Source organism: Bradyrhizobium sp. 132 (genome assembly GCF_023074185.1).
Taxonomy (GTDB): Bacteria; Pseudomonadota; Alphaproteobacteria; order Rhizobiales; family Xanthobacteraceae; genus Bradyrhizobium.
In genome coordinates this window covers 13,986-26,897 of record NZ_JADPKY010000099.1, presented here as the reverse complement: position 1 = coordinate 26,897, position 12,912 = coordinate 13,986, and the positions used below count along the sequence as shown (strand labels likewise).

The 12,912-nt window shown below is 54.8% G+C and carries 10 protein-coding genes; 2 read left to right on the top strand and 8 right to left on the bottom strand.

The window, feature by feature from the left end:
* Nucleotides 1-72: 72 nt before the first annotated feature.
* Nucleotides 73-2,340 (top strand): polysaccharide biosynthesis tyrosine autokinase, encoded by a 2,268-nt coding sequence (locus IVA74_RS19470; RefSeq protein ID WP_247347276.1) that lies wholly within the window; start codon nt 73-75, stop codon nt 2,338-2,340.
* 37 nt (nt 2,341-2,377) lie between these two features.
* Entirely contained in the window at nt 2,378-3,073 is a 696-nt protein-coding gene (locus IVA74_RS19465) for a hypothetical protein (protein ID WP_247347275.1), read from the top strand.
* A 387-nt stretch (nt 3,074-3,460) separates the two neighbouring features.
* Here IVA74_RS19465 and IVA74_RS19460 read toward each other — a convergent pair whose 3' ends face one another.
* From IVA74_RS19460 to IVA74_RS19425, 8 genes are all read right to left on the bottom strand, one after another.
* On the bottom strand, nt 3,461-4,585 hold the full coding sequence (locus IVA74_RS19460) for a glycosyltransferase family 4 protein (protein ID WP_247347274.1): 1,125 nt from the start codon (nt 4,583-4,585) through the stop codon (nt 3,461-3,463).
* An 11-nt stretch (nt 4,586-4,596) separates the two neighbouring features.
* On the bottom strand, nt 4,597-5,331 hold the full coding sequence (locus IVA74_RS19455) for an FkbM family methyltransferase (RefSeq protein ID WP_247347273.1): 735 nt from the start codon (nt 5,329-5,331) through the stop codon (nt 4,597-4,599).
* Nucleotides 5,332-5,358: 27 nt separating this feature from the next.
* Nucleotides 5,359-6,702: a right-handed parallel beta-helix repeat-containing protein gene (locus IVA74_RS19450; protein WP_247347272.1), complete on the bottom strand. Its 1,344-nt coding sequence runs from the start codon at nt 6,700-6,702 to the stop codon at nt 5,359-5,361.
* Between the two features lie 671 nt (nt 6,703-7,373).
* Nucleotides 7,374-8,153 carry a rhamnogalacturonan acetylesterase gene (locus IVA74_RS19445; RefSeq protein WP_247347468.1) on the bottom strand — a complete coding sequence of 260 codons (780 nt, stop codon included), beginning with the start codon at nt 8,151-8,153 and terminating at the stop codon, nt 7,374-7,376.
* A gap of 91 nt (nt 8,154-8,244) precedes the next feature.
* Entirely contained in the window at nt 8,245-8,820 is a 576-nt protein-coding gene (locus IVA74_RS19440; RefSeq protein ID WP_247347271.1) for an acyltransferase, read from the bottom strand.
* A complete protein-coding gene (locus tag IVA74_RS19435; protein ID WP_247347270.1) occupies nt 8,813-9,889 on the bottom strand; it encodes a glycosyltransferase in 1,077 nt (358 codons plus the stop codon). The genes IVA74_RS19440 and IVA74_RS19435 overlap by 8 nt, the downstream gene beginning before the upstream one ends.
* A 9-nt stretch (nt 9,890-9,898) precedes the next feature.
* The gene (gene wzy, locus IVA74_RS19430; protein WP_247347269.1) at nt 9,899-11,416 is read right to left on the bottom strand and encodes an O-antigen polysaccharide polymerase Wzy; all 1,518 of its coding nucleotides are present in this window, start codon (nt 11,414-11,416) and stop codon (nt 9,899-9,901) included.
* Nucleotides 11,413-12,906, bottom strand: a complete 1,494-nt coding sequence (locus IVA74_RS19425; protein ID WP_247347268.1) for a hypothetical protein — start codon at nt 12,904-12,906, stop codon at nt 11,413-11,415. The genes wzy and IVA74_RS19425 overlap by 4 nt, the downstream gene beginning before the upstream one ends.
* Nucleotides 12,907-12,912 lie beyond the last annotated feature (6 nt).

The following is a 12,912-nucleotide window of genomic DNA, read 5'->3' as shown; positions in this document are numbered from 1 at the left end:
CGAAACGCCGAGCCCGCGACGCCGGACTTCCAATCCTTGTGTATTTAACGGATTGCTTTTGGGAATTGCACAATGCTGCAGGTGAATAAGCCCTCGTCGGAGATCAACCGCGGCTATTCCGAGGCCGAAAATTCGCCGGCCCAGACGCTCACCTCCTATGTCGACATCGTCCGCCGGCAGTTTCCGACCATCGTCGCGATCGTCTCGGCCTGCGTGATCCTGGCGCTACTCTATCTCTTCACCGCCGCGCCGCAATTCACCTCCACCGCCGCGATGGCGATCGACACCCGCAAGGTGCAGCTGTTCCAGCAGCAGTCGGTGCTCGGCGATATCGCGGTCGATTCGGCTACCATTGAAACCCAGGTAGAGATCCTGAAATCTGAAAATATCAGTCTCGCGGTGATCCGCGACCTGCATTTGATCGATGATCCCGAGTTCACCGGCTCCGGCGGCGGCGTGCTCGGCGCGGTCCTCGATTTCGCCGGCGGGCTTTTCTCCGACGGGCATGCATCGTCCGAATTCGAGCAGACGCGCAAGGCGCTTGAGCGTTTCGAGAAGAACCGCACGATCAAGCGGCTCGGCCTCACCTATGTGATGGAGATCGGCTACACCTCGAAGGATCCGCGGAAGGCCGCCCAGATCGCCAATGCGATCGCGGACGCCTATATCGTCGACCAGCTCGAGGCCAAGTACCAGGCGACGCGCCGCGCCAGCGTCTGGCTCCAGGACCGCATCAAGGAGCTGCGCACCCAGGCCTCCGCCGCGCAACGGGCGGTTGTCGATTTCAAGACCGCCAACAACATCGTCGATACCGGCGGGCGGCTGATGAACGAGCAGCAGCTCGCCGAGGTCAACAGCCAACTCATCCTGGCGCATGCGTCGACCGCCGAGGCCAGGGCACGGCTCGACCGCATGAACGACATCCAGAAGCAGGACGTCCCGGACGCCAACGTCGCTGACGCGCTGAAGAACGACACCATCGTCAAGCTGCGCGCGCAATATGTCGACATGGCCTCCAAGGAGTCGATCTGGGCGGCGAAGTACGGCCACGATCACCTTGCCGCTGTGAACCTGCGTAGCCAGATGGCGGAGATCAAGAAGAATATCAACGCGGAGCTGAAGCGTATCCAGGAGTCCTACAAGAGTGATTACGACATCGCGGTGACGCGCGAGGAAAGTATCAAGGCGAGCCTTGCGACCGCTGTGTCAGAATCCCAGCTTACCAACCAGGCGCAGGTGCAGCTCCGCGAGCTCGAGAGCAGCGCGCAGTCCTACCAGGCGATGTACGACAATTTCCTGCAGCGCTATATGGAATCGGTTCAGCAGCAATCCTTCCCGATCACCGAGGCGCGGGTGATCAGCGCTGCGACGACGCCGCTGGTCAAGAGCTACCCGAAGTCGCTGATCATCCTGGCGGCGAGCCTGTTCGGCGGGCTGATGCTGGCCTTCGGCGCGGCGCTGGCGCGCGAGCTCACCGACAAGGTGTTCCGTACCACCGGCCAGGTCGAGGACGTCCTGGGCGCCAACTGCATCGCGATCCTGCCGGCGCTCGGCGCGGCGACCTCCGGGCCGGGGCTCGGCGAAAAGATGCTAGGTGGCAAGCGCGCCGGCAAGGGCAATCCGCAGCCTGATCTTTTGCGCTATGTCGTCGACAACCCGCTGTCTCGCTTCGCGGAAGCCGTGCGCTCGGTGAAGGTGGCGGTCGACCTCAACTCGATCGTACGCGAGAACCGCGTGCTCGCGACCACCTCGACCCTGCCGAACGAGGGCAAGAGCACGCTCTCGACCAACCTCGCCCAGCTGATGGCGCATGGCGGCGCGCGGGTCATTCTGGTCGATGCCGATTTGCGCAACCCTTCGCTGTCGCGCGCGCTGGTGCCTGATGCGAAGATCGGCCTGGTCGATGTCGTCGCGCAAAAGGCCCAGCTCGAGGACGCGCTGGTCGTCGATCCCCAGACCAAGCTGTCGATCCTGCCGGCGGGCACCACCTCGAAGCTGCTGCACACCAACGAGATCCTGGCCTCGAAAGCGATGCACGCGCTGGTCACCCAGCTTCGCTCGAAATTTGATTACGTGGTGCTGGACATGCCGCCGATGGCCCCGGTGGTCGACGTGCGCGTCACCTCCTCCTTCGTCGATTCCTATGTGTTTGTGGTGGAGTGGGGCATGACCAAGATCGACGTGGTCAGGCACAATCTGCGCGGCTCGCCAGAGATTCAGGACAAGCTACTTGGCGTGGTCCTGAACAAGGCCGATACCAAGGCTCTGGCTCGCTATGAATCCTATCAGGGCCGCTATTACTATCAGAAATACTATGCCCGCTATGGTTATGTGGAATAGCGTGCGACTTGCGTTCCTTTTGCTTGGACTTGCCGGGATGTGGTGGTCCGTCACCGTCCTGCCGATTTTCCGCTCTGCGACGTCGGCTCGGGAGGTCACCGAACGAATTATCGCCGATCAACGTTTTAAGCCGGGCGTGCTAGGCGAGGAGTTCGCGAGGAGGGAGCACGAACCGGAGCGGGCAGTCGAGCAAGCCTCATTCAGGCGAGCACAGGCCCTTCTTGGCCTCGGCGTTGCCGAGGAAACGATTGGAAAGGGATCGCCAGAGGAAGCAGACCGCCAGGTGATCGAGGCCGTGGAAAGGTTGCGCATGTCGCTGGAGCTGAATCCGGGGGACTCCTTTTTGTGGCTTATGTTTTACTCGATCGAAATCGCGCGGGCGGGCTTTGGTATCGAAAAGATCGCTTACCTTGACCAATCCTACGCGACCGGTCCGCATGAGGGTTGGGTCGCCCTGCGGCGAAATCGTCTTGCGCTTTCCATTTTTCGGCTGTTGGGCGAGCCACAAAAACGACGAACCGTAACGGAATTCGCCCATATGGTTGGATCCGACTTCATCGAAGCTGCTGCTTTCAACCTGACGAGGGTTGGTTGGACCAATCGGGATCAATTGCTGGGTAGCTTGGCGGCGGTGGACATCGCTTCGCGTCAAAGCTTGGCAAAGCAGTTGTCCAATGAGGGCTACAAGGCAATAATTCCTGGGATTGACGCAGAGGACCGGCCTTGGCGATGACTCTGCAAGATAGAAAATTTCGGATTACAACTTTCGTGTTTGCTGCGGTTTTGAACTTTGCAGGACCGGCTTTTTGCCAGACAACTCCAAACTCGACTTCGCAAACCGGCCCGAAGTTGACCCTTCAAGGGCCCGCCGAATCGTCCTTGAATGCACCAAATGTCCGAGATGCGCTGGGCCGGTTGTGTTTCGATACTTATGCAGTGGCGCGAGCTCACATCGTTGAGCCGGACGTGTATGACCACATCATAAGTATCAAGAACAACTGCCCACGACCGCTGAAGCTAAAAACCTGCTACTTTAATTCCGATAGATGTGCTCCTATTGACCTTCGGCCATACATGCGCACAGAAGTGATTATTGGGACAATGAAGAACGTAAGGTTTTTCAAGTACCAGATCCGCTGACGGAATCTTCTTGGCTCCCAACAAGCATTTCGCACAGCCAGCCGAATTCTTGATGGCTGATCTTTGCTATTCTATCGAACTCACGTTTGGAGTCGGCTGACGCGCTCACCAGTAGGGGCGCACTGGCGTGGAAATTTAGCAGCTCTGCAGCTAGTCTGTCAGCCAGACTTGGGCCCAAGCTCACGATTTTCCCGACATTCGCAAGCATCTCTGGAATATAACCCACATTAGTAGAGATTACCGGAATGCCGCAGCTCATGGCTTCGTAAATCACCAAGGGTTGTGCCTCGTACCGGTACATCGTGGGGAATAAAAAGATATCAATGCACTGGAAAAAGTCCTCCTTGCGGGACCCTGATACAGGACCCCACAACTCAAGTGCCTCACCCAAAGAGCCGGAAGCGTGAACGGCAATTCGCACGGCGTCGGGACCTTGCAGGGGACCAGCTAGGACCAGCTTCACGGCTGCACCTTGCGAACGGGCGATAATTACCGCGTCTATCGCAAGCGCCAATCCCTTTTCGGCATTCAGATTAGCGAGGAGACCAACGGTCAGGACGTCCGGAGATTTTGCTGTTGAAGCAGTAGTTGGGACTTTGATGTGACACGCGTTGCTGCCGACAACAGTTTGGCCTGAAAGGCCGTAATGTTCTTCGAGGTCGTGTGCCATCGCGGCAGAAAGCGCGACGTGGATTGTCCGGCGGCCGCACAAACGCGCAAGAAGCGCAAAGAATATCTGACGATGCGATGTATGCGCTGACGAATGATGGTGAAGTACAATGCGAAAGCCCGTCAGGTGTGAAATCAACGCTAAGAAGAAGTTATATACGATGCCGTTGCCTGCTTGAAACGGCATGTACAGTGTCTTAGTTCGGGCGACTCTCCGAGTAGCGAGTTCCTTTACAGCGCGCAAAACTCCAGACACGCGCTTTAGATGATAGCTGATACTCTTCTCGGTACTGCCGGGCGAAGTATTCACGACCGCTAAAGACACCGGTAAGCTTTTTAAGCGTTCTGCGACGGCAGCGTTGACCGCAGCTTGGCCGTGAATCGGCGGGGGGAGCGCTCCGACGACCACGACCGTTGGTAGATTTGCATCGCGCATCGGGGTGCTCGCTATGCATCCACGCGGCGCACGAAAAGCATGTCCGCCTGAACTGGCCTTCCGACACCTTCAACAGCGACGTTGAATACTCCGGTCAGCCCGTAGCCTTTTGTATGAAGATAGCTGATGACCTCAGATGCAAGAGGCTGCCCAGCGTATAGCTCTACAAATGAGAGTTCCGCGTAAATGTGGGATATGCTTGGCAAAAGTTCTTCGCTTCCCTTGAGTACCTCAAGTTCGAAGCCTTGCGTATCAATCTTCATCAAACATGATTTCGGGCAGCTGCTGGGCGCGATGAATTCGACTATTCGTCCAGTTCTCACCTCGATTCTCGCTGAAACCTTTGAGCCGTATAGCCGCTGGTGCTCCTGGCCCAGTGGAAGGAGAGATGAGGAATCATCCTCGCTCGTTACGTTCATGCCCGATGTGCCGGTCGTGCTCGCCACCGCAACCTCAAAAAGAGTGAAGGCTTCATCGCCTGCCATGACCGATCGGCAAATAGCACCTGCGCCAGGCAATGGCTCAAATGATGCGATACGCGCGCGAGGCCAAAGGTGGCGCGCGAGGAGGGCAAACTGACCTCGGTTTGCTCCTACATCCAACACAAGATCGGGCTTCAGGTGCCGTAACCCAGAGGCTTGCTCGACGGCAGCCAACACGCCCAGCCTCAGCGCGTGCCGAAACCGCGGGACCCGTAATGCGTGGCTCAGTTTCCGGACGCGAAGAGCAAAAAGGTCGAAGGTCATCTTAAATCATCCTGCCGGAATCTAAATCTAAGGAACGTTGTCGGGGCCGCGGCGCATTTCTTTTGTTAGGCGGATGTCTGAGAGGCGACCTGCTCGAGCCCGGATTTGATCAATAGGCCCGCGAACGTCTTGTGGAAGGTTGGATTGCCGCAACCCTGTACTATTTTCAAATATTTGGTTGCTCTCAAATATATACGACAGGTCTTTGCACATACCTAGAAATGGTGGTGCGCTTTCGGATTGCAGCAGATTGCTTCGGAACACAACCGACCTACCTTGGGATGGATTTGTGCACCTAATTCCGGCTTCGCGATAGTCGAAGAGAAAGTTGGTCTCGAACAGTAGGTCCGTGCCGTAGTGGATGTGGATGCCCGCGTGCGAAACCCCGGTCACAACATTGTTCCGAAAAATGAATCCTGCGGTACCCGCATCAGCATAGAGGCCGTGGCCACCGTAGATTCGAGCTCTGCCGTTATTGATGATGTTGCCTTCAACGACAGAATTCGGTTGTCTGCCAAGGGTGTATATGCCGCCCATATCCGAAAGGACGCCTTGCCCGAAATTGGAGATGATATTCCCGATGATCCTATTGTCGTGACTCAAGCTCGGGCCGTATTCCCAAGTCCAGCCTACGGAGATTCCGCTGTAATAGAGATCGCGTATCTCATTCCGCTCTACAAGAATGTGGTCTGCTTGGCCGATCCATACGCCAACTGCCGCCCATTGGATACGCCCAACCGATGCGATCAGATTGTCGGATATCGTCACATAGTTTGTCCGGGCCGAGCTCATCTCATTCGCACTCCAGGGAGTTCCCGGTGCGGGCCTGCGCTGCTCTGATCCCACCGCTATTCCCGTCCCACCAAGGTCCCGCAGTTCACCGCCGGTGATCTTGATGTCGAAGCAGTTCTCACGAACGCGAATTCCGCTTGCACCTGTGTGAACTAGGGCGAAACGCGAAAATGTGATCCCGTTAGCATTTCGCAGCTCGATTGCGCCAGGCAGGCCAACTTCTGCCTGCATGGCGGCCCAACCATCGACCGGCAGATACCAAGCCGTCATCTCAAAGTAGACATCTTTGAAGTGAATATCGTGGACATTCTGCCCATTGCGCCCTTCGAACGAAACAAGTTTTGCTAGATAAGGGACGATAACTTCGTCCGACTCGAGAGATTCACCGCTCGCTGGCCGATATCTGATCTCACGCTTATGGGCATCGCATTGCCAGGTTTTCTCGCCAATCGATCCGTCTTTGAAGTTTTCGATGAGATAAGGCAGTCCCGCAGTCATGTCATGGTGAGTGCCGTGGCCTGCAAACTTTCCCGAGAGCAAAAGCATATGTGAGGCCGGATCGTAGGAGATGAGCCGCATGCGAGAGGCCGTCCAAGCGTCGAAGATCACAACCTCTGTCTCGTCCGTCACATCGATTCGGCTCGGAAGATCGCCTGGCCTTGCAAAGAATCGGTCGTTGGGCTGCGGAGCCGTGAGGCTCTTCCCGATAATACGCTCGATCTGAAATGTTCCGGATGTCGGTAGGCGTGGTCGGCTTCGCCTTTGCCCCGCGAGGAAAAGCTGAGTGGGGCAGCCCGTAGGCGACAAGGATTCCGAATAGCTGGCTGACCAAATTCCGTCCTTCCCTGGACGCCAGCCTCCGACACGCCGTCCGCCATCGATGTGCGCCACTTCGCCGGGATATGATCGGTACACAACGGGCGCTTCAGGTGAACCCGAGTCCTCGGGCCTAAAAGTGAGGGTATGTTCGAGCTCATAGCGGCCGCCACGAAGAAGGACCGTAACCGTTGCATCTTGGGCGTCGCGCCTCAACTCTCGAACCAGCAACGTCGCTCTTTCAATCGTGCGAAGCGGCCCCCTTTCGCCGCTGGCAGACGGTTCCGGCGCCAAACCATCTGAGTCGTCTCGACCTTGTGGCGATACATAAATCCGCAGCTCGTTCGGGGATGTTTCACACCTCGAGCTCTGAGCAAGGCTGCAGATACCACACAGCAAAGCGATCAAAAACGTGGCTACTCGCATAGGAATCTTTATGGAACGAGATGAGAGCGGAGTTCAGGACTAGCTACTGCTAGCCCTGAGGCGACTAGAGCGGATACGGCCTCGGCGCCTGCAGCATTCAGGTGCGTGTAATCTTGCGTGAATTTTCGACGCGGGTCGTCCACCGGGGTTTCGGCTGTAATGGGAGTCGATTTTGGAAGACGGGGTGCGAGAGTTGTTCCGTCCTCTGCTGCCTTTCTTTCGGATTCAGTAGGGGCAACGGCGGAGAATGCGGCGGAGCCGGTCGCCCCAAGCCGCTGGAAGAGCGCGGCGCTTTGTTTGTTCAAGTTTAAAATCGGTACATTAAGTTCTTCGCCGATTTTCTCGACCTGTTCAGCCCAAGGGAGCAGGGTGTTGTTGATTCGATAACTCTTGAAGTGGCGCGTTGCTAACGGAGTTAACAATATCGGCGTAGCGCCTAGAGTGCGGGCTTCTTCCACAAATAGTCGCAGATTTCCCGGAAATTCCTTCTTCAGCTCCGTTCCGATTATGGGATCTAACGACTTGTCATTGTGTCCCATCTGAATCAGTACAAAATTGGCTTGGTACCCCGGAACTTTCAGTTCGTCCTTCACAAGACTCCAGAGCCCATCTGTTTGATACGTTCGTGTACTGCGTCCTCCACGAGCGAGGTTGAGGCACGCGACATCTTCCTTGACATGTAAGCCGCAAAACAGGCCGCCCCATCCAGTCTGGGGAGCGACGGTCGAATCGCCTACAAGTATGATGCGTGTAGTATGTATGGCGAGCCGGACTGGCGGAGCGTTCATTAAGGCGTTGTTTGGCACCTGCGATCGTCCAGCTACGAAGAAGCATGCGCTGACGATTGTAATGAGGCCCGCGACTTGGACTAGTTTCATACTAGTTCTCAGTAACCCGGTGTTTCAGACCAAATTCCCAATCAGCCAAAGCGGCAGACCCTTCGCGTCGCTCTCGCCATCGCTCCGGATGATCGCGCAAGCTACCAACGCGCTCTGCAGGATTACCGACGACGATAGAATCTGATGGTATGATACCTCTCACAACGCTGCCCGCCCCAACTATGACGTCATCGCCAATCTGAGTGCCTGGTAAGATGACCGCGTTCATTCCGATGAATACGTTAGATCCAATTTTGATTTCACGTTTTATCGCGATGTCGGTGGAAGGCGGTTCCCCTATTGCGATCAACGCAGTAGTCAGGGAATAGTCGTGCGTTAACAATATCACATACTTCGATATGACAGTTCGTTCGCCCAGCGTGATGTGCTCGAAGTCATCAAAGCGGGCTCTCAGAGAAATATAGCGCGGGAAGCCGTTCAAGTGCAGACCATAAGCACTGAGTATCGGCACATACAATTTCATATAGGCCCTTGGATTTAGGTTCTCCAAGGGAATGAGTGCAACCTTTAGCAGGTGTAGTCCGATGCGCCAAATCGCGCGGCGAATTCTACTCATCTCTCATACTCTTCATGCGCCGAAAAACATCGATGTACGAGGCTGCGATTTGCTTCGGGGACATTTGGGAAATTCTGGAGTTGGCGAATGCCATGACGTCTGTGCTGGTAGTCGACAAGGCTTTTTCCATCACGTCAGCACAGGCGCCCGGGTCATTTCTATCACTAACGTAGAACGGATAGTCTGGCCCAAGCAACTCCCGGTGCTCGGGAATGTCAGAGGCGACGATCGTCGATCCGGCCATGACGCTCTCAAGCAAAACGTTGGGGAGGCCTTCATGATGGCTCAAACTCACGACCATGCCCGCTTTGGAAAGGTGATCAGCTATGTCCTGTCGGAATCCTAGAAACTCTATTTGGTCGCCTAGCCTTGCGGACTGAACTATGTCTTCGAGGTCGCCTTTGAGGATGCCATCTCCTAGGATCGAGAATCTAAGCTCTGGCCGTCGTCGCGCTAAGATACAGAAGCTCTCTATGACGGCAGTGACATTCTTCTGGTGTGTAAGCCGGCCCGCGTAAAGCACAGTGTTGATGCGGGATGCACCAGAGGCTGGGAGAATCGGCTGAACAGTGTTGGGAATCACGATGCATGGTTGCATTGCACCTGCTGCAATCCAGTAAGCTTTTCCCTTCTCAGAGTTCGCTATGATTGCATCCGCATAGATCCCGATGTGACGCCGTAGCCAATATCGCGGATCAGGCGGATAACTTGAATCTCTTTCAGTCATGAGCCATGTTAGCTCAGGCATACTAAGCTTGACGAAAAAGCTGTAAATGTCACAAGCGTGCAACCACGAGAGAAGGATGTCGGCTTGCAGATCTCGAAGGAGAGTTCGCAGCCGAAGGATGTTCATCGGATTATAGTTTGAGCCAACGGAAAGTTTATGAATGCTTAGGTTGCCCCTCTGAAGCAAATGGTCGTGAACACCGGGAAAGAAGTAAATGAGGTGGAGGTCGACATCCTTCCGGTTTTGCAGTTCATTGAGGAGATAAACGCATTGCTTTTGCGCCCCTCCGTCTGACATGGCCTGAATGAGGAAGCACACACGGATTGTTTTCATCGCGCTCATCGGAGGATACTATTCGTGGCTGCTACCAGGGATCGCTGCATGAGGCTTCAGGCTTGTCCGTCTGATGGTCCTGCGTATAGCTCTGCTAGTCGGTGGCCTATAGCCCCGCATCCGCATTATCGCGTCATAACCTAAGAAAAGCAGGTAAGTCCAAGTCAGCATTCGAACTGGGGAGTCGAGCGTGTATCTCGATAGTTCAGCAAAATTTCCCAGTACGAGAAGATAAAACGTGATCGCTGGAGTAGAATACGGGCTTGCGATTGCGCTCTTTTGGATCGTTCCTGCGAATAGTCCGGCTAGGAGAACGAGCACTGGAATTCCGAGCACGCCGAAGTCCATGTAGATGTCGGTCAATAAGTTGGAGCCGACGCTCCAACCCGCGTTGGGGCCAAGCATGTAATTCGAAAGAACCTCTGCTGTGTTCGTCAGATGAGCATCGCTGCCGAGCAATGATCCTCTAATAAGCGGAACGATGCCGGCGAAGCCGATCAGCTTATATTTGCCGTATCCGTAGTCTTGACGTTCCGGGACTATGTCAAAAGTAGCTCGCAAGGTGGCGGTAGTGATGCTGAAGCTGCTACTGCGATTTGCTTCTTCGCTTGGCTTCTCTTCAAACATCTTTTCTAGGAGGGTCGAGAATGATCGGTCTTGCGACATTCGGATCGTCTCAACAGCGCTATAGACGAAGAGCGAAACGAGGACGCAGGTGGCCAGTGCGATCCAGGACGTGCGACGGACGAATGTGAAGAAGCCACCCCCTGCGGCGATGGCAATCAAGAAAAACGAATTTCGATCCCCGTGAATCAAAATGCGAACTGACCAGTATGCAATGATCGGAAGTGAGATCAATATCGGAAACTCTAAAGCACGTCTTTGTGCTATCAGCGCGATTGCGCGAGATCCTCCAACGATGCATAGCATTATTATGATGAGATAAATGCCATCCGCAATTGCGCCGCCGCTCACTACTTTGGTGTATCGTCCTTCGTCAGAACTTTGAAGGCCTGCGATCTCATAAATGAGAATGAATCCGGCGAGCAGTGCGACGACCACATACCCAAAAGCGTGGTAGTATGTTCCCTCATCGACTCGGTCCGAGCCCGAGAAGGTGTTTTGCCTAGCCCGTGTTCTTGTTAGACTTATTCCCAAGTGAAATGCGACGAAGCCAATGGCGGCCGCGAGTAAGGCTTGGTTTGATCCAGCCTCGTATACAAAACTGAGATACGAATTGTTGCGTAGGTCAGAGATGCCGAGAAAATGTGCCTGATATGGGTTTATGAACAGCAGAAAGTAGAACATCAAAAACAAAGTTTCGATAGTCGTGTAAGTTGGAATGTCAGATCGGATTCGCATTGGCGAAAAGAACGACCGGACGAAATAGACATAGAACAAGGCAATGACCGGCCATGCGATGTATGGGTCATTTCCAGATGGTACGACGCATAATCCGAACGTCAGACTGCTAAGCAGTAAGGCTTGGCCGAAAAGGGATGCCTTGTGGGGGATCGGTCGACTTCCCATTGTCATCGCGCGATTTCTCCTCTCACCGGCAACCAGCGCTTGCAAATCACGGACCTGGTTTCCGGCGAAACAATGCATGCAAGAGAAAGCCCTGAGAGCACGATCAGAATAAGCGCGGAGGTTAGAGAAAAGGCGAGCCAGCCGTGCTGATTGAAAAAAGGTGCGATCAATATCGCCCCTATGGCGGTGATGCCTAATCCGATAATTCCACGCCGATTGTACGGCGATATTGGAACGAGTTTCGCGACCAATTGCGGGAGCACGAATGAAGCTGGCAGCCTGCCGATGATTAGGCCGGCATAAAGGCTCTCAAGCGAGCCAAAAGCATAATAGCACAGTCCTGCGAGCAGTAAGCTGAGACATGCGCTTGCAAGCCCGACTAGCACCTTTCTGGAAATGTCTAATCCGACGTCCTGAACTTGAGCCTCAAATCGTATGTGAGCGAGTTGTAGAAATGCGATCACCATGAGGGCGTTGATGTGATCGCCCATGTATTGTTCCGGACCAACCCACGTCGAAACAAAGGTGCGGTTGAGCAGCAAGATGCCAGCTCCGCTTACAGTCATAATGGCTAGGAGGATCTCGCGCGTTTGATTGACAAGGCTGCCCGCGAGTTTCAGGTCTCGAGCTCCGATCAGCCCGCCCAGTCTTGGAGTAACGGCGCTGCCGGTCATCAAGCAGATTGAGAGAGCAAACTGAACTGCATAGGAGGTGAATGTATATTTTGTAACTGCGATAGGGCCAGAAAGAAAGCTGATCAGAAGGAGTTCGCTTGAGATCAGGAGCAGTTGAACAAGGCCCCATACGGACGTCCAATTACTGAAGCCGGCAAAACGGACAATGTCACTGCGCGCAGGCTTAGCGAGCCCCCACCAAGCGATTCGTCGCCTTGCCACGAGCCATGTACAAAGGCCGTTAAGCATCCCGGTCATTAGCGTAATGAGTGCGAGAGTAGGTAAATTGTAACCTGCCTGAGCCATTACAAGCATTGCTGCGCTGCTTAAGACTACGAAAACTGTTGTTATGACCGTCGAGCGGTAACCTTGATTCGTACCAATCAGGACAGCATCGGGAATACCGACCATAGCACTCAGGATAATATTTGAACCCAGAATCAAGGCTGTCCAGCGTGCAACTGAAAGGTGGTCGGCTGCGAGCCCATTGATCAGCGAGGGCAAGAAGTAGATCACCGCAGATATCGCGAGCAGCAGCACTGGTAACCAGAACAGCCACATAATGATCGATGCGGTGATCGCGCGCCTTAGCTCGAATTCGTCGTTGTCTCTCGATCTGTGAGCCACAATCCATTTCAATGCTTGCGTCGCGCGGCCGTCTGCGACGCCAGAAAGATCGAGCAGTCGGAGAAGAGATTTCCAAGTTCCGAAGTCAGCGGCCCCTAAGCTTTGGACTAGCAGGGGATTGATAAAGAGCCCCAGCAGAGCCAACACACCGAAGTTTACGTAAAGCGCGATCGCGTTGAGTTTCGTTCCGTTCATCCGCAT